Source organism: Roseateles sp. T103 (assembly GCF_057219915.1).
The window spans coordinates 61,210-85,048 of the sequence record NZ_JBXVVS010000006.1; the positions used below are offsets into that span (position 1 = coordinate 61,210).

Genomic DNA, 23,839 nt, shown 5'->3' on the forward strand with positions numbered 1-23,839 from the left:
CCCCTCGAGGGGGCGCACTCGGTGGCCTGGCAGAGCCAGTTCCACGGGTGCCGCTCGGAAAGAAATGACGAGATAAGTGAGTACGAGATGAAAGCGATCAAAGTCGGCCTGCTGGGCATCGGCACCGTGGGCAGTGGCACCTTCAATGTGCTGCGTCGCAACCAGGAAGTGATCCGCGGTCGCGCGGGTCGTGGCATCGAGATTGCGATGGTGGCCGACCTGAATGTCGAGCGTGCCCGCGAGATCGTCGGCGACGCCGCCGTGGTGGTCAGCGATGCCCGCGAGGTGATCGCCAATCCCGAGATCGACATCGTCGTCGAGCTGATCGGCGGCTACGGCATTGCCAAGGCCCTGGTGCTGGAAGCGATCGCCGCAGGCAAGCATGTGGTCACCGCGAACAAGGCGCTACTCGCCGTGCATGGCACCGAGATCTTCGCGGCAGCGCATGCCAAGGGCGTGATGGTGGCCTTCGAGGCTGCGGTGGCCGGCGGCATCCCCATCATCAAGGCGCTGCGCGAGGGCCTGACCGCCAATCGCATCGAGTGGGCGGCCGGCATCATCAACGGCACGACCAACTTCATCCTTTCGGAAATGCGCTCCAAGGGCCTGGACTTCGGCGTCGTGCTCAAGGAAGCGCAGCGCCTGGGCTATGCCGAGGCCGACCCGACCTTCGACATCGAGGGCGTGGACGCCGCGCACAAGGCCACCATCATCTCGGCCATCGCCTTCGGCATCCCGGTGCAGTTCGACAAGGCCCATGTGGAAGGCATCACCAAGCTGCAGGCCGCCGACATCAAGTACGCCGAGCAGCTGGGCTACCGCATCAAGCTGCTGGGCATCACGCGTCGCCGTGAGAATGGCATCGAGCTGCGCGTGCACCCCACGCTGATCCCCACGCAACGCCTGATCGCCAATGTCGAAGGCGCGATGAACGCGGTGGTGGTGCAGGGCGATGCCGTCGGTACCACGCTGTACTACGGCAAGGGCGCCGGCTCCGAACCCACCGCGTCGGCGGTGATCGCTGATCTGGTGGACATCACCCGTTTGCACACTGCCGACCCCGAGCACCGCGTGCCGCATCTGGCCTTCCAGCCCGGCTCGATGAGCGACACGCCCATCCTGACTATGGAGCAGGTCGTCACCGCCTTCTACCTGCGCCTGGTGGTTGCCGACCAGGCCGGCGTGCTCTCGCGCATCACCACCATCCTGGCCGAGAACGACATCTCGATCGACGCGGTGCTGCAGCGTGAGTCGGCCGAAGGCGAGAAGCAGACCGACCTCATCATCCTGACCCACGACACCGTCGAGGGCCGCATGAACAAGGCTCTGGCGCAGATGCAGGCACTGGAGACCGTGCTCGCGCCCATCGTGCGCATCCGCAAGGAAGAGCTGGCCTGATCATGCGTTACATCAGCACCCGCGGCGACAAGACCGAGCGCCGATTCTGCGAGATCTTGCTCGAGGGCCTGGCGCCCGATGGCGGGCTCTACCTGCCCGTGCAGTACCCCAAGGTCGACGATGCGACGCTGACCAAGTGGCGCGGCCTGGCCTATGCCGACCTGGCCTTCGAGATCCTCAGCCTCTACATCGACGATATCCCCGCCGAGGATCTACGCGCCATCCTGCGCCGCACCTACACGGCCGAGGTCTTCGGTACGCCCGAGATCACGCCGCTCAAAGTCCTGGAGCCGGGCCTGGCGCTGGAAGCGCTGTCCAACGGCCCGACGCTGGCCTTCAAGGACATGGCCATGCAACTGCTGGGCCAGCTCTTCGAGTACGAGCTCAAGCGCCGCGGCGAGACGCTGAACATCCTGGGCGCCACCAGCGGTGACACCGGCAGCGCCGCCGAATACGCGATGCGCGGCAAGCAGGGCGTCAATGTCTTCATGCTCAGCCCGCACGGCCGCATGAGCCCCTTCCAGCAGGCGCAGATGTTCAGCCTGCAGGACGCGAACATCCACAACATCGCCATCGAAGGCGTGTTCGACGACTGCCAGGACATCGTCAAGGCGGTGTCCAACGATCTGGACTTCAAGCGCCAGTACAAGATCGGCACCGTCAACTCGATCAACTGGGCGCGCCTGCTGGCGCAAGTCGTCTATTACTTCGCCGGCTACTTCCAGGCCACGAAGTCCAATAGCGAGAAGGTCAGCTTCTGCGTGCCGTCGGGCAACTTCGGCAATGTCTGCGCCGGCCATGTGGCGCGCATGATGGGCCTGCCGATCGCCAAGCTGGTGGTGGCCACCAACGAGAACGACGTGCTCGACGAGTTCTTCCGCAGCGGCGTCTACCGCGTGCGCGGCTCGGCCGAGACGCACGAGACCTCCAGCCCGTCGATGGATATCTCCAAGGCGAGCAACTTCGAGCGCTTCGTCTACGACCTGCTGGGCCGTGATGGCGCGCGCACCAAGGCGCTGTTCGGCGAGGCCGTGGCCAAGCAGGGCCGCTTCGAGATCAGCGCCGACGAGTTTGCGCGCATCACCGGCTACGGCTTCGTCTCCGGCCGCTCCACGCATGCCGACCGTCTGGCGACCATCCGCAGCTGCTACCAGACCTACGGCGTGCTGATCGACACGCATACCGCCGACGGCCTCAAGGTCGCGCGCGAGCAGCGCGAGCCTGGCGTCACCATGCTGGTGCTGGAGACCGCACTGCCGGCCAAGTTCGCCGCCACCATCCAGGAGGCTCTGGCGATCGAGCCGCCGCGTCCGGCGGGCCTGGAGAACATCGAAGCCCTGCCCAAGCGCGTCACGGTGATGCCGGCTGACGTGCAGCAGGTGAAGGACTTCATCCGCAGCCATGTCTAACGATGCGGTGAAGCGCCCGGTGATGCAGAGCCTGGACGAGGCGCTGCAGAGCCTGCTCGCACGCGTGACGCCGCTGGGCCGTGTCGAGACTCTGCCCACCGCCGAGGCGCTGGGCCGCGTGCTCGCCGCCGACGTGGTCTCGCTGCTGGACGTGCCGCCGGCCGACAACACCAGCATGGACGGCTATGCGCTGCGCGCCGCCGACGTGCTGGCACCCGGCACCGTGCTGCCGGTGGCGCAGCGCGTGCCTGCCGGTGTGGTCGGCACCACGCTGCAGCCCGGCACTGCGGCGCGCATCTTCACCGGCGCACAGATTCCCGCTGGCGCCGATGCGGTGGTGATGCAGGAGCAGTGCGAAGCCATGCCCGCTGAATCGGGCGAAGGCCTGGGCAGCGTGCGCATCAACGCGTCCGTCGAAACCGGTCAATGGATCCGGCGCCGTGGCGAGGACGTGCAGAAGGGCTCGGTCGTGCTCGCCGCCGGCCACAAGCTCGATGCGCAGGCGCTGGGCCTGGCCGCTTCGGTGGGTGCGGCATCGCTCGCGGTGGCCTGCCGTCCGCGCGTCGCGCTGTTCTCCACCGGCGACGAACTGGTGATGCCGGGCGAGCCGCTGAAGCCCGGCGCGATCTACAACAGCAACCGCTTCACGCTGCGCGGCCTGCTCGAAGGTCTGGGCTGCGAGGTGGTCGATTTGGGCATCGTGCCCGACAAGCTCGATGCCACCCGCGCCGCGCTGCGCGAGGCGGCTGCGAAGGCCGACCTGATCCTCACCTCCGGCGGCGTCTCCGTCGGCGAGGAAGACCATCTGCGTCCCGCCGTGCAGGCCGAGGGCGAGCTGGACCTCTGGCAAATCGCGATCAAGCCTGGCAAGCCCTTCGCCTTCGGCAAAGTTCAGCAAAGTTGGTTCATCGGCCTGCCCGGCAATCCGGTCTCGAGCTTCGTCACCTTCCTGCTGCTGGTGCGCCCGGTGATCCTGCGCTTGCAGGGCGCCACGCGGCTAGCGCCGCGGCGCTATCCGCTGCCTGCGGCTTTCGCCTGGCCCAAGCCGGACCGGCGCCGCGAGTTCCTGCGGGTGCGCATGGGCGAGGGCGGCGCAGGGCTGGAGCTGTTCCCCAACCAGAGCTCGGGCGTGCTGAGCTCGGCGGTGTGGGGCGACGGGCTGGTCGACAACCCACCGTCCAGCGCGATTGCGCCCGGCGATACCGTGGCTTTCATCCCCTTCGCTGAACTGCTTTCATGAGCGCGAGCCCCACCATCACCGTGCGCTACTTCGCTTCGCTGCGCGAAGCGCTGGGCCCCAGCGAAACGCTGCCCTGGCAGGCCGGGCAGACGCTGGCCGAGCTGCGCGATGCACTGATCGCTAGCGACGCCGTGCATGCCCAGGCGCTGAGCCGCGAGCGCGCGCTGCGCTGTGCGCTGAACCAGCAGATGGCCAAGGAAGACGCCGCGATCCCCGCCGGCGCCGAGGTGGCCTTCTTCCCGCCGGTCACCGGCGGCTGAACCCCGCTACACGCAGCGCATGCAAGGCCTGCACCTGACGGCGGACCTGCGCGGCTGTGACGCCGCCCTGCCACTGATGATCGATGCCGATGCGCTGCGCACGCTGTGCATCGCTGCGGTCCAGGCCGCGGGCCTGAGCGCGGTGGCCGAGCTGTTCCATCGCTTCACGCCGGCGCCGGGTGAGAGCCAGAGCGGCATCACCGGCGTCGTGCTGCTGGCCGAATCGCATCTGGCGGTGCACACCTGGCCCGAACTGGGCGCGGTGACGCTGGATGTCTACGTCTGCAATCTGGGGCGTGATAACAGCGCGCGGGCCGAGGCGCTGCTTCAGCGCCTGATCGATGCCTTTGCGCCGCGGCTACCGGTACAGAGTCAGGCGCTGCGTCGCGGCGAGCTTGCGCCTTGAATGGCGGCGCTGCTGAGCAGCCGTTGCGCCACCATCACGCCTTGCGTGTAGGCCTCCTCGAACACCGAATAGCCCGCCACGTCGCTGTGCGCGAAGTGCATGCGTCCATGCGCCTGGTCGCGCAGCGCTGCCAGCGCTTGCGATCCGCGCACGCCCGGAACCGGGATCACCATGGCGTGGCCCCAGCGCGCCAGCGCGACCTGTGTGACTGCCTGCGGCAGGTCGGCATGCGTGGCGGCGAGTTCGGCGATCACGCGCTGCGCCCAGTGCTGCCAGCTGCCCTGCAGCAAGGCGCCGCGTTCGCTGCGCGGCAGTGCCCAGTAGTGCGTGATCAAGCCCGGCTGCGGCGTCGGGTCCAGCGCCTGATGTCGCGCGTCCACATAGCCCAGTGCCGGGCTGCCGTAGACGACGCTGTCCCAGGCCGGACCCACGCCGGGGCGGGCGATCAGCTCGGGCGTGTTCAGGCGCAGATTGCTGACCAGCCAGGGCGAATAGGGCAGCTGTAGCTGGCGCAGCGCTGCGGGCTGCGGCTCCAGCAGCCGGCGCGCGACGAATAGCGGCGTGGCCAGCACCAGCTGTGCGGCGCGCCAGCGCTCGGGGGCCTGCGCGATTTCGTTCCACGCCAGCAGCTCGATGCCAGCGCGCTGCTCGCGCACGCGCAGCACCGTGCGTCCGCCGTGGATGCGGCCAGTGAGTTGCTGCGCCATGCGCCTTGTCAGCCAGGCATTGCCTTCGGGCCAGGTCAGCACGGCTTCTCGCTCGCCTTCGGCATCGCCCGTCGCGTGAAAGCCATGCCGGCTGGCGAAGTAGTGGATGCCGGCCCAGGCCGAGACCTCGGCGATGCCGGCGCCGTAGTCGTCGCGACAGCAGTAGTCCAGGTACCAACGCAGCGCGGGGTCGTTCAGGCCTTCGCGGTCCAGCCACTGCGCGAAGGTCTGCGCGTCCAGCGTGGCATGGCCGGCACTCCAGCGCGCGCGCCGCGTGGGCATCGCGAAGCCCAGTTCCTTCTGTGCGCGGCTGACGGCGGCGGCGAAGCGGCGGTACTGCTGCAGCCGCTGCGGCGTCGACGCGTCGGCGGGCGGCAGCAGGCCTTCGTGCCATGCGCCTTCGAAGAACAGCCGCTCCTGCGGCGCGTGGCAGAGATGGCGCTCGTCATAGACGGTGCGGCCAAGCTGCTGGCGTGCTAGGCCCAGCTCGTGCAGCAGCTGCTGTACTTCGCGAGCCTCGGCGCCGGGCAGCGGCAGGTAGTGTGCGCCCAGGGGGCAGGGCTGGCCGTCGATGCGGTGGCCGCGAGCATTGCCGCCGGCCTCGTCCTCCAGCTCCAGCAGTGCCACGTCCACACCGGCCTGGGCCAGTTGTCGCGCGCAGGCAAGACCTGACACCCCGCCGCCGACCACCAGCACCTGCGCCCTGCGCACGGGACCTTCGTCCCAGCGTGGGGCCTGCGCCCCGTCGCGCAGGCGATGGCCGCGCTCCGCCGACGCGCCGACCCATCCACCTTGCAGCTCGAGCTCAGGGGCGGGACCACAGCCAGCCACTGCAGCTGATGCGCACGAAAGCAGGAAGCCTCGCCGACCCAACCGAGCGACGTCCGAGGATCCGGCTTTGCCGGGCCGCCGGACGTGCCCTCTCGAGGGGGCGACGCCCGGACACGGGCAGTCCTGAGGACTGCTCGTGCCTGGCGTCGGCCGAGAGCTCTGTCCCAAGGCGCGCGAAGCGCGTAGGGGGGGAGTCAATGGACCTTGCCCCATTCGGCTTCGAATTCCTGCACCAGCAGCTGGTTGGACAAGCGGTTCACGCCGGTATCGACGCGCGCCATGTCCGGCGGGAAGTGCAGCATCGTCGGCAGGCCCTCGACGCTGAGGAAGCGCAAGCCCGTTGGCAGCGCGCGCGGCGGCGTCCAGGGGCGACGCGAGGCGATCACGAAGCCCCATTCACCGAAGCTGGGCACATGGGCGTGGTAGGGCGTGGTGCTCAGCCCAACCGATTCGATGGTCGTCACCACGGTCCAGAAGCTGCGCCGCGCCACCAGCGGCGAGGTGGTCTGCACCACCGCATAACCGGCGGCCGACAGATGCTGGTCCACCAGCTGGTAGAAGCTGGCGGTGTAGAGCTTGCCCAGCGCGAAATTGCTCGGGTCGGGGAAGTCGATGACGATGACGTCGAAGACCTCGCTCGTCTGCTGCAGCCAGCCGAAGGCGTCGGCATTGACGATGCGCAGCTTGGGGCTCTTCAGCGCATCCTCGTTGAGCTTTGTCAGCAGCGGCAAGCTGGCAAAGAGCGCGGTCATCTGCGGGTCCAGTTCGACCAGCGTGACCTGCTCGACGCTTGGGTAGCGAAGCACCTCGCGCACCGCCATGCCGTCGCCGCCGCCGAGCACCAGCACCTTCTTCGGCGCGCCGTGCGCGGCCAGCGCTGGATGCACCAGGCTCTCGTGGTAGCGGTACTCGTCGCGCGAGTGGAACTGCAGATTGCCGTTGAGGAAGAGCCGCGTGCCGGCACGGCTCTCGGTGACGACGATGCGCTGGTAGTCGCTGCTCGTCTTCAGCACGATGTGCTCGCCGTAGAAGCGCTCCTCGGCCCAGCTGGTCAGCTGTTCGGCCTGCAGCATGGCCGTGCCGAGCAGGAGCAGCGACAGTGCGCAGGCCCAGGCATGGCTGGCGAAGGCGCGCAGCTGGCTGCGGAACAGCCACAGCGCCCACACCGCCACCAGCACATTGAGCAGGCCGAAGAACACGCCGGTGCGGATCAGGCCCAGATGCGGCACCAGCAGCAGCGGAAAGGCCACCGCCACCAGCAGCGCGCCCAGATAGTCGAAAGTCAGCACCTGCGAGACCAGCTCGCGCAGGCCGTAGCGCTGGCCGAACTGGGCCTTGAGGATACGCATCACCAGCGGGATCTCCAGCCCCACCAGCGTGCCGACCAGCAGCACCAGGCCATAGAGCAGCACGCGAAAACTCATGCCATGCTCGGGCGGCAGCAGGCTGTGCACCGCGAACAGTGCCGCGGGCATCAGCCCGCCGATCACGCCGACCAGCAGCTCGATCTTCAGGAACTGCGCCACCAGCTGGCGCTCCACATAGCGGCTCAGCCAGGAGCCCAGGCCCATCGCGAACAGATAGCTGCCGATGATGGTGCTGAACTGCAGCACCGAGTCGCCCAGCAGATAGCTGGCCAGCGCACCCGCCGCCAGCTCGTAGACCAGACCGCAGGCGGCGATGACGAAGACGCCGGCGAGCAGCAGCAGCTCGGGCAGGGAGATGCGCGTGGGCGCGTCGGGCGAAGAGACAGGTGCGGTCAAGACGGAGCTGGCTCGCTGGCAGTAGCGGGACGCGGTGTCGTCATCAACCCTTGATCGCCGCCGCGACGATCATGCCGATGGCGATGCACTTGGCTGCGACCACCATCGCCAGCGCCATGTTCTTGTGCTCGACGATCTCTTCCCAGAGCTTGTAGGGCGTGAGCTTGTCGACGATGACGAAGCTGATCCAGAACACCAGCACGCCGATCACCGCATAGAGCACGGAACCCAGCACCACGGCGGGCTTGAGCCATTCGATATCCATCTCAGTTCTCCTCAGTAGCCAGTTCAGTCAATTGCGCGGCGCAGCGCGCGCAACATCCAGCGGAGCCCGAGGATCCGGCTTTGCCGGGCCTGCGGGCTCGCCCCCTGGAGGGGGCGCGCGAAGCGCGTAGGGGGTGATTCATTTATGTCCGCCGGATCCGCCGCTGTAGCCACCGTAGGAACCGCCGCCGGAACCGAAACGCACGCCCGAGCCGCTGCTGGCGCGCTGCTTGCACTGCTGATACTCGTTGCTGTTCTCGCCATAGGCCTGCTTGGTGCTCTTGCACTCATCGCTGCTGCAGGCGCGCAGCAGCGCGAACAGCAGCGCGATGATGAACAGGCCGATGACGATATTGCGCAGCAGCGTGCCCGCATCGCCGCTGAGGCTCTTCGCGTCACGACTGATCGCCGCGCTCATCTGCGGTGCCAGCGCGAAGGCCTTGTGCACCTCGGCGGCATCCAGCGTGCGGCCGTGGCTCCAGGTTACCTCGTTGCCGGCTTGTTCGCGGCTGAGCAGCTCGGTGCGCGTACCGCCGGTCTTGCCTTCGTAGTCGCTGACCAGCGCGCGTTCCTCGCGCCTGACGCGCCAGTAGAACTCGCCCAGCACATGGGTGACCTTGGCGGTGTAGGTCCAGCGCTTCTTGAAGCTCTTGCCCTGCCATTCGACGCGATCGCCCTTGCCCTGCGGCGCGCCGGTCAGCGGGCGCACCAGGCTCCAGCCTTCCTCGGTGTCGACGAGGAAGGCGAAGCCCTCGGTCTTGTTGAAGAGCAGGTACTCGCGCCAGAAGGTCTGCTCGTCCTCGGCGCTCTCGGGAATGTCGCAGCGCTCCAGATAGCCGACCACCTGCCAGGGCAGCGGCTTGCCGCCCATCAGTGCCAGCTGGCCGGTGCTGCCCAGCGGGATCTGCGGCTGCATGCCGACTTCCTGGGCATAGTGCGACAGGCCAGCACCGAGCTGCTCGTCCGCGGAGATGTCCACCACCGACTGGCATTGCGCGCAGACGATGGATTGGCTGTTCTCAAGCCGCGGCGTCAGCGCCGCGCCACAGCTGGGGCAGGCGCGAGCCTTGGAGGCCAGCGTCTTGCTGCTGTCCTCGCGCAGGCCGCTCATCGCCAGCTCTTGCAGCCGAACCGAGCGGCCTACCGACCAGACGGGCGCATCGGGCTGGCTGTACTCCAGCGTGGCCACTTCGCCCTGCGTGTTGCGCAGGTCGGCAATCCAGTAGCTCTGCAGCAACTCGGGCGGGCGCGGCAGCTCGCCCTCGGCGGCCAGCAGCGTGGCTTCCACCTTGGAGGCCACCTGCCAGGGCAGGCCGGCGACGATCTGCTGCGCGCCGACGACGAGCTCATCCAGCTTCGGTGCCGGTGTGCTCAGCGGCGCATCGAAGGCGATGACGAAGGCGCCGTTGTCCTCGCTGAGCCAGGCGCTGCGGCCGCTGTCGAAGAGGATGTACCATTCGTTCCAGGCGCCGTCGGCATAGCGCAGCTGCAGCCGGCCGACGACGGCGAAGGCTTCGCCGGCATAGCGGCCGACAGCGCCGATCTGCAGCGGCGAGTAGTCCTCGAACAGCTCGGCGCTGATGCCAATCTTGCGCAGCGCCTCGCCCTCGCGCACCAGCGTCGAGCGGCAATAGCTGCACACCGCGCTGGCCGAGGCCGCGCTGGCGAACTCGACCGGCGCGCCGCAGTTGGGGCAGGCCGCCTGCCAGCGGCGTTGACTATTGCTATTGACCACTCAATGTAGCCAGGAGCTAGACCAGCGCAGTCAGCGAGTTTGCCGAGCGGAGCCCGAGGATCCGGCTCTGCCGGGCCTCTGGGCTCGCCCCCTCGCAGGGGGCGCGCGAAGCGCGTAGGGGGTGGGCCACGGCTAGCCCAGCTTCTTCAACAATTCGGCCTTCTTGGCGGCGAACTCCTCGTCGGTGAGGATGCCCTTGGCCTTGAGGTCGCCGAGCTTCTCCAGCATGGCCATGATCTGCTCGGGCGTCTGTGCCGCTGCGGCGCCGGCACCGACGCCCAGGCCCTGGCCTAGCTGCTGCGCCATCACCTGGCCCAGCGCGAGGCCGGCACCCAGGCCCATCGCATCGCCGGCGACGCCACCACCGCCACCGGCACCTTCGGCCAGCTTGGGCATGGATTGCGCGGTCTGGTATTGCATGAACTGGCCCATGTTCTGCCCGATCATGCCCATGCCGATCTTCTGGTCGAGCACCTTCTGCAGCTCTTCGGGCAGCGAGACGTTCTGCACCGTCACCGCGTCGAGCTGCAGGCCCAGCTTGGTGAATTCTTCTGCCGTCGCGCCCTGCAACTGCTTGGCGAACTCCACCTGGTTGGCGGCCAGATCGAGGAAGGGGATGCCGCTGGCCGCCACCGCGTCGCTGATGTGCTGCAGCATCAGGCCGCGCAGCTGCGCCTCGACGTCCTGCACGGTGACGCGCTCGCGCGTGCCGCTGACCAAGGTGTGGAAGAGCTTAGCGTCGGTGATGTGCCAGGCGTAGTTGCCGAAGGCGCGCAGGCGCACCGCGCCGAAGTCCTTGTCGCGGATCGTGATCGGCTGCGGCGTGCCCCAGCGCTGGTCCAGCTGCGCGCGGGTGCTGAAGAAATAGACGTCGCTCTTGAACGGCGACTCGAAGAGCTTGTCCCAGTTCTTCAGGTAGGTCAGCACCGGCAAGGTCTGCGTCGTCAGCTTGTACATGCCGGGGCCGAAGACATCGGCGATCTGGCCTTCGTTGACGAACACGGCCAGCTGCGACTCGCGCACCGTCAGCGAGGCGCCGTTCTGGATTTCCATGCCGGCCATCGGGAAGCGCCAGGCCAGTGTGCCGTCGCCGCTCTCAGTCCACTGCAGGACGTCGATGAACTGTTTCTTGATGAAATCCATCAGTGCCATGGCTGCTGCTCCTCGATGAAGGACGAACAAGGCGCGCGGTCTGCGTCGCCCGCGCAAGTATCACGCAGCGCCGCAGGCTTGCGGCTCACACCTGCGGGGGGCTGCTGCCGGCATGGCGGCGCGAGGCCGAGGCGCCGATCAGCATCGTGGCCGCCATGCCCCAGAACAGCGGCGCCACGCCGAGTGCCGAGCCCAGTGCGCCGAAGACCAGGGGCATCACCGTCTGGCTGCCGTTGATCAGTGTGGTGCGCAGGCCCAGCGCCTCGGCCGCGCGGCCCTGCGGTGCCGTCTGGTGCAGCAGCGTCAAGATGGTCGGCTGCGGCGCGCCCAGGCCCAGCCCGAGCACGAAAGTCAGCGCCATCAGCAGCGCCACGCTCTGCGTGAACGGGATCGCCACATAGGCAAGACCTGACACCAGCAGCGCCGCACCCAGCAGCCCCCAGGGGCGCACGCGGTGCGCGATGAAGGGCATGGCCAGCCTCACCGCGAAGGTGGCGGCAGCGAAGGAACCCATCACGATGCCGATCTGCGCCGGACGCAGGCCGATCTGCGCCCCATAGACCGGGATGGCGAAGTTGTAGATGTCCCAGCCCACCGTGAGGATGGCCATCGCGATGAAGAGCCGCCGCAGCTCGGGATCGCGCAGCAGCTCGAAGACATGGCCGCGTTCGCCGGTCTGGGGCTTCTCGGCATGCGGGCTCTCGGGCAGCAGCCGCGCCAGCATCGCCAGCACCGGCAACACGGTGAACAGCGCGAGGATCAGGAAGCAGGCCCGATAGCCCAGGCTCTCGATGGTCATGCCGGTGAGCAGCGGCGCCACGAAGCCCGAGGTCGAGAAGCCGATCGCCACATAGCTGAAGTTGGCCTGCCTGTCCTCGGGCGCGCTGAGCTCGCCCACTGCGTGGTAGGCGGCCACGTTGATCAGCATGAAGGACAGGCCGACCAGCACCGCGGTGATGTACAGGCTCCAGCTCTGGCCGACGAGAAAGGGCACGAGCGTGCCGATGCCGATGCCGGCCGAGCCCAGCAGCATGGGCTTGTGGATGCCCTTGCGGTCTATCCAGCGGCCGGCCTTGACCGAACTCAGCGCCGGCAGCAACGCATAGAGCGCGACCAGCGAGCCGACCGCGAAGGTGGTGGCCCCTTCATGGATGGCATAGAGCGAGACTGCGATCCGGCTGCCGTTGAAGGCCACATGGTTCAGCACCAGCAGGACGATGATCAGGGGCAGCGGTCGCATCGCGGCCCATTCTAGGCACGCGCGGCGAGCGGCCCTTGCTGGTGTGTGCGCTTACAGGGCTGGCCAGCTGGCTGGGGCAATGGCCAGACGCTGATGCCAGTCCGAGGGCAGGGTGCCGGCCCAGACCAGGTTGTGATGCGGTTGCAGGCGGCGCTTGGCGAAGGTCATGCGGGCGTCGGCCAAGGCCAGCAGTTCCTGCGGGCGCCAGTCCTGGGCTTCGGGAGTCGCTGCCGCGCCGACCGTGACCGTCAGCGGACGCTCCAGTTCGGCGAAGGCTTGTGCGACAGCCGCACGCAGCTGCTCGGCCAGCGCAGCTGCGGCCGCCAGGTCCAGCCCCGGCAGCAGCAGCGCGAACTCGTCGGCGCCCAGGTGCACCACGCTGGCCTGGGCGGGGCGGTATTGCAGCAGCAACTCGGCCAGCTGGCGCAGCACGGTGGCGGCGCGCTCGGGATCGGCCTGATCGCAGAAGTCCTTGAAGTGATCCAGGTCCAGCGTCAGCAGGGCCAGGGGCGCCCCGGCGCTGCGTGCCGACATCGCGGCTTTGTCGAGTGCGGCGTTGAGCACCTCTCGTTCCAGCAGGCCCTCCATTCGCAAGGGTTCGAGGAGAGGGGGAAAGGCGATGCTCATGCGCTGCTCCTGAGGCCAAGGTGTCGTCGCATGCTAGCGACGCAGCATGCAGCTGCGATGCTCCATAACCCTGCGTCCGGCGTCCCGTGGGTCGTGCGCCTCACTAGAATGGATTTCACAGTGCAAAGGCATCACGCATGAAGAGCCCTCCCGACGGCATCGATAGCATCACGGCCGAAGAGGTCACCGCCGTCCGGTCCGTACCGCGTTTCGAGATGCTGGCCCCGCACTGGCTGCTGCTGGTGCTGGGCCTCGTGCTGCTGGTGCTGATCGCCGTGGCGGTCAGCGGTGCCGCCAAGCGCGTCGAGCGCGAGGAGATGGGGCACTTCCGCGGCGAGCTGATCCATCTCGCCGAGGTCGTCGACGAGGTGCTCTCCGGGCAGCTGCAGGCGATCGACAGTTCGCTGCAGCTGCTGCGTGCCGAGTACCGCGAAAAAGGGGGCGATCTGCAGCGCAGCGCCGCATTGCTGCGCCAAGGGCCGCTGAAGGGGCTGGATGTTCAGGTCAGCGTGATCGGGCCCGATGGCCACCTGGTCTTCAGCGACGTGCCCGGTGCCCAGCCCGGCGTCTATCTGGGCGATCGCGCGCACTTCCGCTTCTTCGCCGACGGTGCCGCAGACCAGCTCTACATCAGCGATCCGGTGACCGGTCGCATCACCCGGCGGCTGGGGCTGCAACTGGCCCGCCCGATCCTGGACAAGTCGGGCGGCTTCATCGGCGTGGCGGTGATCTTCCTGTCGCCCGACCAGCTCACCCGCTTCATGCAGCCGCTTGCGGTGGGCTCGGACACCATCATGTCCGTGCTGTCCACGCGCGGGGCGCTGCTCAGCCGATCGCGCGACTGGCAGAGCCACAGCGACTTCCGCCTCAGCGAGGAGCAGCTCGCCGAATACCGCCGTCAGCGCACCGGCTTCGCGCTGCGCAGTTCGGCGGTGGATCAGGTCGAGCGCGGTCTCGCCTTCCGCTGGCTGCAGGACTACCCGCTGCTGCTGGTCATCGCCCGGGAACCCACGGCAGCACGGGCCGAGATACGGGCGCAGCAGCAGCCGGTGCTGATCCTGGGCGGCGGCGCGGCGCTGCTGCTGGTGCTGGGCCTGGGCTGGGTGGCACATGTGCTGCGCCTGCGGCACAGCGCCGAGCTGAGGCTGCTGGATGCACACGACCACCTGTTGATGGCGCAGCGCATCGCGCGCTTCGGCAGTTGGGACCTCGATCTGGTCAGCCGCGGTCTGAGCCTGTCAGCCGAGACCTACAGGATCTTCGAGCTGGACGACAGCCTTGTCGGCGCGGCCGCCTACGCCGCGGCCATCGAGCGCATCCATCCGGATGATCGCGAGCACGCACGCCAGACCTATCGTGCGGCGGTGCGGCGACTGCAGCCCTACGAGTTCGTGCACCGGCTGCTGCTTCCCGATGGGCGCATCAAGTGGATCCATGCCCGTGGCAGTGTCAGCCACGATCTCGCCGGCCGTCCGTCGCGCGTGGCCGGCATCGTGCAGGACATCAGCGAGCGCAAGCGCGAGGAAGCCGAGCGCGAGGCGCTGACGCGCGATCGACTGCTGCTGCTGGAGTCCACCGGCGAGGGCATCTTCGGCATCGACGGCAAGGGGCGCTGCAGCTTCATCAACCGGGCCGGTGCGCGGCTGCTCGGCTACGAGCCCGGCGAGCTGATCGGCAGCAATATGCATGCGGTCACGCATCACCGCCGCAGCGATGGCAGTCCCTACCCTTTGGAGGAATGCCCGATCTACCGGGCAAGCATCTCCGGCCAGTCCTGCCGCCACAGCGACGAGGTGTTCTGGCACAAGAACGGGCAGGCGATACCGATCGAGTACGCGGCCTATCCGGTGCTGGACAACGGCCGCGTCAGCGGCACCGTCGTCACCTTCACCGACATCTCGGCACGCAAGCTCGCCGAGCAGGAGTTGCGCATTGCCGAGGCGGCCTTCCAGACCCAGGAGGGCATGTTCGTCACCTCGGCGGACGGCACCATCGTGCGCGTCAACCAGGCCTTCGTCGACATCACCGGCTACACGGCAGAAGAGGCCGTGGGGCAGAACCCGCGCTTTCGCAGCTCGGGCCGGCAGGATGCTGCCTTCTACGAGGCGATGTGGGCGCGTCTGCAGGAAAGCGGTGCCTGGAAGGGCGAGCTGTGGAACCGGCGCAAGAGCGGCGAGGTCTACCCGGAGTCGGTCACCATCACGGCGGTGCGTGGCAGCCAGGGTCAGGTGACGCACTACGTCGCGACCATGCACGACATCTCCGAGCGCAAGGCTGCCGAGGAGACCATCCGCAGCATGGCCTTCCTGGACGCGCTCACTCAGCTGCCCAACCGGCGCCTGCTTATGGACAGGCTTCAGCAAGCCCAGGCCTTGAGCGCGCGGAACCACTTCTACGCGGCGCTGCTGTTCATCGACCTCGACAAGTTCAAGCAGCTCAATGACCAGCACGGGCACGACAAGGGCGATCTGCTGCTGCAGCAGGTGGCGCGCCGCGTGCAGGCCTGCGTGCGCGAGAGCGACACGGTCGCGCGTCTGGGGGGCGACGAGTTCGTCGTGCTGCTCGAATCCTTGTCGCCCGATGCGGGCGAGGCGCTGGTCCAGGCCGAGAAGGTCGGCACCAAGATGCTGACGACGCTGAACGAGGATTACGACCTGGCGGGCCTGGTCCACCACAGCACGCCGAGCATCGGTGTCACACTGTTCAGCGGCCAGCAGGTCAGCGGCGACGAGCTGATCAAGCAGGCCGATCTGGCCATGTATCAGGCCAAGGCCGCGGGGCGCAACCAGCTGCGCGTCTTCGCGCCGTCGACAAGCGCCGACTGAGTGGCTGGCGCGGCCTGGCGTACGCCGCCGGTCAGCGGCTGTGCGAGGTCATCTTGGACAGCGGTGCGGCCAGGCTGACGCCCGGCGCAGCGCTGCGTGCGCCCTTGCTGACGATCGCGTTGCCCGGCTGAACGGCCGACTCCTCCAGTTCGGCGCGCACCTCGGCGGCGTCGCCTATGGCCTGCGGATCGCGCCGCATCGCCACGCCCACCGCGAGGATGTCGATCACCAGCAGGTGCAGGATGCGGCTGATCATCGGCAGCTGCGTGGCGACATCTTCCACATGGTCGATGATCAGCGCCGCATCCGCCTTGCGGGCCAGCGGAGACTGCCCGGCGGTGATCGCCACCACCGCGGCGCCGCGTTCGCGGGCCTTCTCGGCCACCTCGATCAGCTCCGGCAGCTTGCCGCTGGAGCTGATGATGACGGCGACATCGCGCTTGCCCATCACGCCGGCTGCAAGCGACTGCAGGCGCGGGTCGGTGTGGGCGCCGCAGGGCACGCCAAAGCGCAGGAACTTGAATTGCGCGTCCTGCGCCACCACGCTGTAGTGCCCGACTGCAAAGAACTCGAGGCGCCCGGCATGCAGCAGCAACTCGATGGCGCGATCGATCATGTCGCGGTTGAGTGCGCTGCGCACCTGCAGGATGGCCGAGGCCGTATTGCCGAGGACCTTGGCGCCGAGTTCGACCATGCTGTCGTCCTGGGTCACCTGGATGTGGGTCACCGGCACGGTACCGGTCAGGCCGGAAGCAAGGCGAAGCTTGAAGTCGGACAGCCCCTCGCAGCCCATGGACCGACAGAAGCGGATCACGGTCGGCTGGCTGACGCTGGCAGCGCGGGCAATCTCAGCGATCGGTGCGTTGAGCACCGTGCGCGCGTGTGCCAGCACATGGTCGGCGACGCGCACCTCGGCTGGCGACAGCTGCGCGCGCGCTCGGCGGATCTGGTCGAGTATGGCCGCACCAGCGCCGTCGCCGATGCGGCGCAGCTGGGCATCCAGGATCGCCGAGGCGCCGATGAAGGTCGCGTGCTCCGCCGTGATGACATAGGTGGGGATGGCTGCCAGATAGGTGCTGAAGCGCCCCTTGTCCTCGAAGCGGCGACGGAACGGTGAGGCGTCGAAGGCGGCGCCCAGGCGCGGCACGATGCCGCCCCCGATGTAGATGCCACCCAGCGCGCCCAGGGTGACGGCCAGGTTGGCGGCAGCCGTGCCGAGCAGCGCGCAGAACACCTCCAGTGTTTCGGCGCAAACCGGGTCGGTGCCGTCCAGCGCGCGCTGCGTGATGTCCGGTGCCTGCAGATGGGCAGGCGCCACCCCGGCACGCTCGGCGAGCGCACGATAGATCAACTCCAGGCCAGGTCCGGAGAGCAGGCGCTCGAAGGACACATGGTCGAAGTGCTTCCAGGCGTGGCGCAGGATGGCAATCTCGCGCTCGTCACGCGGCGAGAAGCTGGTGTGGCCGCCTTCGGTGCCCAGTGCCACCCAGCCGTCGCCGGCCGGGATGAGCCCCGATACGCCCAGGCCGGAACCCGAGCCGAGCAGGCCGATCACGCTGGGCTTGTTGGCGACGCCGCCACCAACCTGGCGCACGTCGCGGGGCGACAGACGAGGCAGCGCCATCGCGAGCGCAGTGAAATCGTTGACCACCACCAGCGTGTCCAAGCCCAGGCGCAGACGCATCTCCTCGATGGAGAACTGCCAGTGGTAGTTGGTCATGCGCACCAGATCGCCCTCGACCGGGTTGGCGATCGCGACGCCGGCACAGCGAATCTCCAGGCCGGGCAGGGAGGCCAGGTAGGTGCTGACTGCAGCATGGAAATCCGCATGGTCGGCGCAGCGCAGCGACGCGATGTGCTCGAACTGCCCCAAGGCGGTCTCAACCGCGAAGCGGGCATAGGTGCCGCCAATGTCGGCAATCAGGCGAGGCTTGTCGAAGGCAGTCATGGCGCGATGGGCTTGGGCCGTACGGCCGAAGTTGCTGCGCGTGATTATGGACTTCGATTCCAGGCCTGCTCGGGGCAAATCTGTCGATTACAGCTAGATCATCGACTCGTGGATCTGTAGCTTGACTACTGGATCGGGTGGCGTAGACCCTGGATGGGCGAGGCCTCCCCGGAAAGATCTCGGTGTTTGCCCTTGGTGTCAGCCTTCGGCATCGCTTCTCGGTTGATTTGAGAATGTAGTTTGGCTACATTGATCGCCATGAGCTCTGTAGTTTCCCTTGTGACCCGGCCGCTGTGGGCGTGCTGCTGGAGTTGGACTTGATGGCGGCGCGGTCCTCGTCTGTCTGTGGGCGTGGCTTGTCCTGCCTGGTGGCGGATATCGGTGGCAGCAATGCGCGCTTCGCCTGGGCGACTGCGGGCCGGGTTGAGCATGTGCTGACGCTGTCGGTGGCTGAGCATGCTGGCGTGGCCCAGGCGGCGGCCTGCTATCTCGATTGGCTGGCTTCCCGGCTGGGGGGGGCTTACCGGCCTCCTGTTGCTGCAGCCCTGGCGGTGGCGGCGGCCGTGTCGGGCGACTGGGTCGAGTTGACCAACAGTGGGTGGTCGTTCTCGCGCGCCGAGCTGGCACGGCAGCTGGGTCTGCAGAACCTGCTGGTGTTGAACGACTTCGAGGCCCTTGCGCTGTCCCTGCCAGGATTGCGCGACGACCAGTTGCGCGCACATGCCGCATCGCCGGTGGCTGCCGGCACGCTGGCCGTGATCGGGCCAGGAACGGGTCTCGGGGTGGCTGGCGTGGTCCACACGCCCTGCGGATGGCTTGCCTTGCCGGGCGAAGGCGGGCACGCCACGTTGGCGCCGGCGGACGACTTCGAGTCGGCGCTGCTGGCCTGGGTGCGGCGAGAGCATGCGCATGTGTCCGCCGAGAGGTTGTTGTCCGGCATCGGTCTGCCGCTGCTGCATGCGGCAATTGCCGCTGTCGAGGGGGGGCCGGCTGAGATTCTGGCTGCGGAGCAGGTGGTCGAGCTGGGGGTGTCCGGCGCCGATCCGGTGGCCTCGCGCACGGTCGATGTCTTCTGTGCGCTGCTGGGTGGATTCGCGGGCAGTGTGGCCCTGACGCTGGGAGCGCGCGGAGGCGTCTATGTCGGGGGTGGCATCGTGCCGCGCCTGGGAGATCGCTTCTTCGCATCGGCCTTCCGCGAGCGGTTCGAGGCCAAGGGGCGCCTGCGGGCCTATCTCGCACCGATTCCGACCGCTGTGATCACGGACACGATGGCGGCGCTGGGTGGTGCCGCCTTGGCGCTGGAGCAGTGTCAATCGAGCTCGGCTCAATGAATGTAGTTTGCCTACCAAACTTGAGTGCGGCCTAGTGCCGAGCTTCAGTCATTTGAAAGTTTCTCTGTGAATCAAGAATTTGAATGGGCACTCGCAGCGAAGAGCGCCTGAAGTAGAGGTTTTGTGTGGTTGTAAAAATCTAGTTTTGGTACAAATACAAAGAATAGTAGAGGGATTTCTGTCAATCTGCCGGTGCCTCTGACCGGCATTCAGCACACGCGCACGCGCGATCAAGATCGAACGTAGGAGACAAGCGATGAAAGAAGCGAAGAACAGGTCCGGTTCCCGTCAGGAGGCACCGGCGTCCGTCCTCCGGATGAGTCCAGTGGCTGTTGGCTGCGGCGTGCTGCTGCTGGTGGCGGCGCAGGCGGCCCAGGCTCAACAGGCCACGGCCACGCTGGACACGGTGACGGTCACCGGCATCCGCAAGGGCATCGAGGACGCCATCTCGGTGAAGAAGAACTCGAACAGCATCGTCGAGTCGATTTCGGCCGAGGACATCGGCAAGCTGCCTGACAACAGCATCGCCGAATCTATCGCCCGGCTGCCCGGCCTGGCTGCGCAGCGCACCCGCGGGCGAGCATCGCAGATCAGCGTGCGCGGCATGGCACCCGATTACGCGGCGACCCTGCTCAATGGCCGCGAGCAAGTCACCACCGGCGACAGCCGCGGCGTGGAGTTTGACCAGTACCCGTCCGAGCTGGTCAGCCGCGTGGACATCTACAAGTCGCCGGATGCCGGTCTCGTGGGTCAAGGTTTGTCCGGCACCTTCAACATGCAGACGGCACGGCCCCTGGCCTTCAAGGAGCGCACGGCGGCGGTCAACTTCCGCAAGCAGCGCAACGGCGTGGGCACCGTGGCCGAAGGTGACGGCAGCCGCTTCAGCGCCTCCTACATCGACCAGTTCGCCGATCGTAAGCTCGGTGTGGCGCTCGGCTTTGCGCGCCTGGATGAGACCACGGGAATGACGGAGCGCTTCGATTCCTGGGGTGGCGGGACGACAAGCTACAACGGCAGCACCGTCAACGTGCCCTACAACGGGTTCGGCCTGTTTGCCGACCAGACGGCGCAGACGCGCGATGGCGCCATGGCAGTGATTCAGTTCAAGCCCTCGGACAACTTCGAGAGCACGCTGGACCTGTATTACTCCAAGTTCGACCAGGTCAAGAGCACCAAGGGATTCCAGGCGCCGTTGAACGATTCCTGGGTCGGCGCTGCTGGCAACGGCTACGACCGCGCCGGCGTGCTGAGCAATGCGACGCTCAGCGGCAGCAACGTCACGCAAGGCACGTTCAACAACGTGCGTGCCGTCGTCCGCAACGATGCTGAAGACCTGAACGACCGCCTGAACTCGGTGGGCTGGAACAACAAGGTCAAGCTGCAGGGCGACTGGAAGCTCGAGGCAGACCTGAATCACTCCACCGCGAAACGCCGCGGCGCCATCATCGAGACGACCGCTGGCGTGGCTCAATCCACGCTGGGTACGGCTCCGATGGACACGCTGACCTTCACCAATGGCCGGAGTTTCTCGCCCGGCTTCAACTACACCGACCGCAACATCATCAAGCTCACCGATGTGCAGGGCTGGGGTGGTGGCGTGAACTCGCCGCAGGCTGGCTATTCCAAGCTGCCTAACGTCAATGATGAGCTCAATTCGGGTCGTCTGTCGCTGCACAAGACCCTGAAAGATCACTGGCTGGTCTCCGGCTACGAGATCGGTGCGAACTACACCCAGCGCGAGAAGACCCGCGCCTACGTCGAGGGTCGCCTGGTCATCGTCGGTGGCAATCCGCTGGGCGCCGTTGCTATGCCTGGGACTGGCACGATGACACTGGGTGGCATCAGCTTTGCCACCTTCGACCCCACGTCTGCGATCGGGCCTGTTTACGAGGTGGCGCGAAAGCTGCACCCGGACATCTACAACAAGGACTGGACGGTCGAGGAAAAGCTCAGCACCGGCTTCATGCGTGCCGACCTCGACACCACGGTGTTCGGCGTGCCGATGCGAGGCAATGTCGGTTTGCAGTTGGTGAACACGAAGCAGCAGTCGACCGGATTCAACGTCGACCGTGGCAACTGCCCGAGCGACCAGAACTGCCCGGCACTCAACAACACCGCGGGCACGAATTACACCGATGTGCTGCCCAGCGCGAATCTGAACTTCGAGTTGGCCTCGGACCAGATTCTGCGTGTCGGTCTGGCTCGCACGATGGCTCGGGCGAATCTCAACGAGATGCGCGCCAGTCTGGGTCTGAACGTGGCGACCTTCAACGACAACGGGACCCAGCGCGAAATCTACAAGGGTGACGCGGGCAATCCGGCGCTGAAGCCGACGCGCGCCAATGCGCTGGATGTGGCCTATGAGAAGTACTTCGGCACCCGCGCTTATGTGGGTGTGGCGGGCTTCTACAAGGACCTGCGAACCTACGTGCTGCGCCAGGATGTCGCCTTCGACTTCACCAACTACCTGTCGCCGTCGACCAAGAAGCTGCCCAGCAATATCGGCGTGCTCACCATGCCGCTCAATGGCAGTGGCGGCACGTTGCAGGGTCTGGAGCTGAGTGGCTCGTTGCCGCTGGGCATGCTCTGGAAGCCGCTGGACGGCTTCGGCATCCAGGCCAATTACAGCTACACCGACAGCTCGGTGAAGCTGTTGGTGGCGGGTGTGAATGCCGACGGCATCGGCTCGATCGATATTCCGTTGCCGGGTCTGTCGAAGAACGTCACCAACCTGACGCTCTACTACGAGAAGTATGGCTTCTCGGCTCGAGTGGCAGCACGCAAGCGCAGCGACTTCATCGGTGAGGTCAGCAGCTTCACCGGAGACCGGCAGCTGACCTGGGTGAAGGGCGAGACGGTGACCGATCTCCAGCTGGGCTACGAGTTCCAGCGGGGCATGTTCAAGAACCTGTCGCTGAGCTTCTCGGTGAACAACCTCGGCAACGAGCCGTTCATTCGCTATGGCAACAGCCCCAGCGACATCCGCGAGAACACCAAGTACGGCAAGACCTATCTGCTCGGCCTGAACTACAAGCTCTGATATCGGCCTGAAGGTCCAATCATGATCAGCCCCTGTCGGCTTGCCAGGCCGCAGGGGCTGTGTGCTTGCTATCAGGCAACTGCGCCAAGGAGTGAGGAGTGATGAAGGAGCAACAAGCCATCGGCGCTCAAGCGATCAGTACCGTGGTCATCGTCGGCGGCGGTACGGCGGGGTGGATGACCGCAGCGGCCTTGGCGACTGTGCTGCGCGGGCGGTGTCAGATTCGTCTGGTCGAGTCGGAGGAAATCGGGACCGTCGGCGTCGGCGAGGCCACGATTCCGATGATCCAGCTGTTCAACAAGGTGGTCGGCATCGACGAGAACGAGTTCGTCGCCGCCACCGACGGCAGCTTCAAGCTCGGCATCGAGTTTGTGAACTGGGGTCGGCAGGGCGACCGCTATATGCACGGCTTCGGCCGCTTTGGCCAGGACCTGTGGACGGTGGGCTTCGACCAGTACTGGCAGAAGATGTACCAGGCCGGCCGCGCCGAGGACCTGGCCGCGTATTCGATCAACCGCATGGCGTCGCTGGCCAATCGCTTCATGCCGGCGCGGCCCGACATGGCCGGCTCACCGCTGGCCGACATCGTCCATGCCTACCACTTCGATGCCGGCCTGTATGCGCGCTATTTGCGCGGCATCGCCGAGTCACGCGGCGTGCAGCGCAGCGAGGGACGCATCGCCCGTGTCTCGCAGCGCCACGATGGCGGGCCGCGCGATGGCGACGTCGATGCCGTGGTGCTTGCCAGCGGCGAACGCATCGAGGGCGATTTCTTCATCGACTGCTCGGGCTTCCGCGGCCTGCTGATCGAGCAGACGCTGGGCACTGGCTATGAGGACTGGACGCATTGGCTGCCCTGCGACCGGGCGCTGGCCGTCCCCTGCGAATCGGCGCCCAAGCTGCTGCCCTACACTCGCTCCACCGCGCGGCAGGCCGGCTGGCAATGGCGCATTCCGCTGCAGAGCCGCATCGGCAACGGCCATGTCTATTGCAGTCGCTTCATCAGCGACGACGAGGCGGCTGCCACGCTGCTGGCCAATCTCGACGGCAAGCCGTTGGCCGACCCGCGGCCGCTGCAGTTCAAGACCGGCATGCGGCGCAAGTGCTGGAACCGCAACGTCGTCGCGGTCGGCCTGGCCAGCGGATTCATGGAGCCTCTGGAGTCGACCAGCATCCACCTGATCCAGACCGCGATCGCACGCATCATCGCCTTCTGGCCCGACCGCGGCTTCGCGCAGGCGGATATCGACGAGTACAACCGCCAGTCGCGCTTCGAGTACGAGCGCATCCGCGACTTCATCATCCTGCACTACAAGCTCACACAGCGCGACGACACGCCGTTCTGGCGCCACTGCGCGGCGATGGAGGTGCCCGAGACGCTGCAGCGCAAGATCGATCTCTACCGGCGCCACGGCCGCATCGTGCGCGAGGGCAACGAGCTCTTCGCCGAGGTGGCCTGGCTGCAGGTGATGCATGGCCAGAACCTTCGTGCCGAGGGCTACCACCCGCTGGTGGATGTGCAGCCCGAGGCGGAGATCGAGGCCTATCTGCGCGAGGTGCGCGACGTGATCGCCAAGTGCGTGGATCGCATGCCAGGCCATGCCGAGTACATCGCGTCGCACTGCGTGACGCTCAAGCGCCAGTAGGGGCGCGGATCGCGCGG

At 67.0% G+C, this 23,839-nt stretch carries 17 protein-coding genes; 9 read left to right on the forward strand and 8 right to left on the reverse strand.

Annotated features, from left to right (window positions below; translation table 11 throughout):
- Window positions 1–87 precede the first annotated feature (87 nt).
- Genes AC2EBS_RS16400 through speD form a run of 5 tightly spaced genes read left to right on the forward strand, consistent with a single transcriptional unit; the run spans window position 88 to window position 4,713 of the window.
- Window positions 88–1,398 carry a homoserine dehydrogenase gene (locus AC2EBS_RS16400; protein ID WP_484729516.1) on the forward strand — a complete coding sequence of 437 codons (1,311 nt, stop codon included), beginning with the start codon at window positions 88–90 and terminating at the stop codon, window positions 1,396–1,398.
- A 2-nt stretch (window positions 1,399–1,400) separates the two neighbouring features.
- Window positions 1,401–2,807 carry a threonine synthase gene (gene thrC, locus AC2EBS_RS16405; protein WP_484729517.1) on the forward strand — a complete coding sequence of 469 codons (1,407 nt, stop codon included), beginning with the start codon at window positions 1,401–1,403 and terminating at the stop codon, window positions 2,805–2,807.
- Between the two features lie 22 nt (window positions 2,808–2,829).
- The gene (locus AC2EBS_RS16410; RefSeq protein ID WP_484729649.1) at window positions 2,830–4,047 is read left to right on the forward strand and encodes a molybdopterin molybdotransferase MoeA; all 1,218 of its coding nucleotides are present in this window, start codon (window positions 2,830–2,832) and stop codon (window positions 4,045–4,047) included.
- Window positions 4,044–4,307 carry a MoaD/ThiS family protein gene (locus tag AC2EBS_RS16415; protein ID WP_484729518.1) on the forward strand — a complete coding sequence of 88 codons (264 nt, stop codon included), beginning with the start codon at window positions 4,044–4,046 and terminating at the stop codon, window positions 4,305–4,307. The genes AC2EBS_RS16410 and AC2EBS_RS16415 overlap by 4 nt, the downstream gene beginning before the upstream one ends.
- A 19-nt stretch (window positions 4,308–4,326) precedes the next feature.
- A complete protein-coding gene (speD, locus tag AC2EBS_RS16420) occupies window positions 4,327–4,713 on the forward strand; it encodes an adenosylmethionine decarboxylase (protein WP_484729519.1) in 387 nt (128 codons plus the stop codon).
- On the opposite strand, the gene AC2EBS_RS16425 is transcribed toward speD, so the two are convergent.
- From AC2EBS_RS16425 to AC2EBS_RS16455, 7 genes are all read right to left on the reverse strand, one after another.
- On the reverse strand, window positions 4,680–6,131 hold the full coding sequence (locus AC2EBS_RS16425; RefSeq protein WP_484729520.1) for an FAD-dependent oxidoreductase: 1,452 nt from the start codon (window positions 6,129–6,131) through the stop codon (window positions 4,680–4,682). The genes speD and AC2EBS_RS16425 overlap by 34 nt on opposite strands.
- Before the next feature lie 314 nt (window positions 6,132–6,445).
- Window positions 6,446–8,014, reverse strand: coding sequence for a polyamine aminopropyltransferase (locus AC2EBS_RS16430; RefSeq protein WP_484729521.1), 1,569 nt, complete (start codon window positions 8,012–8,014; stop codon window positions 6,446–6,448).
- 43 nt (window positions 8,015–8,057) lie between these two features.
- Entirely contained in the window at window positions 8,058–8,279 is a 222-nt protein-coding gene (locus AC2EBS_RS16435) for a DUF350 domain-containing protein (RefSeq protein ID WP_484729522.1), read from the reverse strand.
- A 138-nt stretch (window positions 8,280–8,417) separates the two neighbouring features.
- A complete protein-coding gene (locus AC2EBS_RS16440; RefSeq protein WP_484729523.1) occupies window positions 8,418–10,013 on the reverse strand; it encodes a DUF4178 domain-containing protein in 1,596 nt (531 codons plus the stop codon).
- Window positions 10,014–10,145: 132 nt separating this feature from the next.
- Window positions 10,146–11,165, reverse strand: a complete 1,020-nt coding sequence (locus AC2EBS_RS16445) for an SPFH domain-containing protein (RefSeq protein WP_484729524.1) — start codon at window positions 11,163–11,165, stop codon at window positions 10,146–10,148.
- An 85-nt stretch (window positions 11,166–11,250) separates the two neighbouring features.
- Complete coding sequence (locus tag AC2EBS_RS16450) at window positions 11,251–12,405, reverse strand: MFS transporter (protein WP_484729525.1); 1,155 nt, start codon at window positions 12,403–12,405, stop codon at window positions 11,251–11,253.
- A 51-nt stretch (window positions 12,406–12,456) separates the two neighbouring features.
- The gene (locus AC2EBS_RS16455; RefSeq protein WP_484729526.1) at window positions 12,457–13,032 is read right to left on the reverse strand and encodes a diguanylate cyclase; all 576 of its coding nucleotides are present in this window, start codon (window positions 13,030–13,032) and stop codon (window positions 12,457–12,459) included.
- Window positions 13,033–13,169: 137 nt separating this feature from the next.
- Between AC2EBS_RS16455 and AC2EBS_RS16460 the strand changes: the two genes are divergently transcribed.
- The gene (locus tag AC2EBS_RS16460) at window positions 13,170–15,857 is read left to right on the forward strand and encodes a sensor domain-containing diguanylate cyclase (RefSeq protein WP_484729527.1); all 2,688 of its coding nucleotides are present in this window, start codon (window positions 13,170–13,172) and stop codon (window positions 15,855–15,857) included.
- Between the two features lie 31 nt (window positions 15,858–15,888).
- Here AC2EBS_RS16460 and AC2EBS_RS16465 read toward each other — a convergent pair whose 3' ends face one another.
- Complete coding sequence (locus tag AC2EBS_RS16465; RefSeq protein WP_484729528.1) at window positions 15,889–17,805, reverse strand: glucokinase; 1,917 nt, start codon at window positions 17,803–17,805, stop codon at window positions 15,889–15,891.
- A gap of 320 nt (window positions 17,806–18,125) precedes the next feature.
- On the opposite strand from AC2EBS_RS16465, the gene glk reads away from it, so the two are divergent.
- The 3 genes from glk to AC2EBS_RS16480 all read left to right on the forward strand — a co-directional run bounded on the left by glk (window position 18,126) and on the right by AC2EBS_RS16480 (window position 23,822).
- Window positions 18,126–19,136: a glucokinase gene (gene glk / locus AC2EBS_RS16470; protein WP_484729529.1), complete on the forward strand. Its 1,011-nt coding sequence runs from the start codon at window positions 18,126–18,128 to the stop codon at window positions 19,134–19,136.
- 256 nt (window positions 19,137–19,392) lie between these two features.
- On the forward strand, window positions 19,393–22,176 hold the full coding sequence (locus AC2EBS_RS16475) for a TonB-dependent receptor (RefSeq protein ID WP_484729530.1): 2,784 nt from the start codon (window positions 19,393–19,395) through the stop codon (window positions 22,174–22,176).
- 101 nt (window positions 22,177–22,277) lie between these two features.
- A complete protein-coding gene (locus tag AC2EBS_RS16480) occupies window positions 22,278–23,822 on the forward strand; it encodes a tryptophan halogenase family protein (RefSeq protein WP_484729531.1) in 1,545 nt (514 codons plus the stop codon).
- Window positions 23,823–23,839 lie beyond the last annotated feature (17 nt).

What these genes read in the sequence shown, in the direction of transcription:
- AC2EBS_RS16460 (WP_484729527.1), top strand. Translation starts at nt 13,170, where the DNA reads ATGAAGAGCCCTCCCGACGGCATCGATAGCATCACGGCCGAAGAGGTC.
- AC2EBS_RS16465 (WP_484729528.1), bottom strand. Translation starts at nt 17,805, where the DNA reads ATGACTGCCTTCGACAAGCCTCGCCTGATTGCCGACATTGGCGGCACC.
- speD (WP_484729519.1), top strand. Translation starts at nt 4,327, where the DNA reads ATGCAAGGCCTGCACCTGACGGCGGACCTGCGCGGCTGTGACGCCGCC.
- AC2EBS_RS16445 (WP_484729524.1), bottom strand. Translation starts at nt 11,165, where the DNA reads ATGGCACTGATGGATTTCATCAAGAAACAGTTCATCGACGTCCTGCAG.
- AC2EBS_RS16480 (WP_484729531.1), top strand. Translation starts at nt 22,278, where the DNA reads ATGAAGGAGCAACAAGCCATCGGCGCTCAAGCGATCAGTACCGTGGTC.
- AC2EBS_RS16400 (WP_484729516.1), top strand. Translation starts at nt 88, where the DNA reads ATGAAAGCGATCAAAGTCGGCCTGCTGGGCATCGGCACCGTGGGCAGT.
- glk (WP_484729529.1), top strand. Translation starts at nt 18,126, where the DNA reads ATGGCGGCGCGGTCCTCGTCTGTCTGTGGGCGTGGCTTGTCCTGCCTG.
- AC2EBS_RS16410 (WP_484729649.1), top strand. Translation starts at nt 2,830, where the DNA reads ATGCAGAGCCTGGACGAGGCGCTGCAGAGCCTGCTCGCACGCGTGACG.
- thrC (WP_484729517.1), top strand. Translation starts at nt 1,401, where the DNA reads ATGCGTTACATCAGCACCCGCGGCGACAAGACCGAGCGCCGATTCTGC.
- AC2EBS_RS16455 (WP_484729526.1), bottom strand. Translation starts at nt 13,032, where the DNA reads ATGAGCATCGCCTTTCCCCCTCTCCTCGAACCCTTGCGAATGGAGGGC.
- AC2EBS_RS16435 (WP_484729522.1), bottom strand. Translation starts at nt 8,279, where the DNA reads ATGGATATCGAATGGCTCAAGCCCGCCGTGGTGCTGGGTTCCGTGCTC.
- AC2EBS_RS16450 (WP_484729525.1), bottom strand. Translation starts at nt 12,405, where the DNA reads ATGCGACCGCTGCCCCTGATCATCGTCCTGCTGGTGCTGAACCATGTG.
- AC2EBS_RS16475 (WP_484729530.1), top strand. Translation starts at nt 19,393, where the DNA reads ATGAAAGAAGCGAAGAACAGGTCCGGTTCCCGTCAGGAGGCACCGGCG.
- AC2EBS_RS16415 (WP_484729518.1), top strand. Translation starts at nt 4,044, where the DNA reads ATGAGCGCGAGCCCCACCATCACCGTGCGCTACTTCGCTTCGCTGCGC.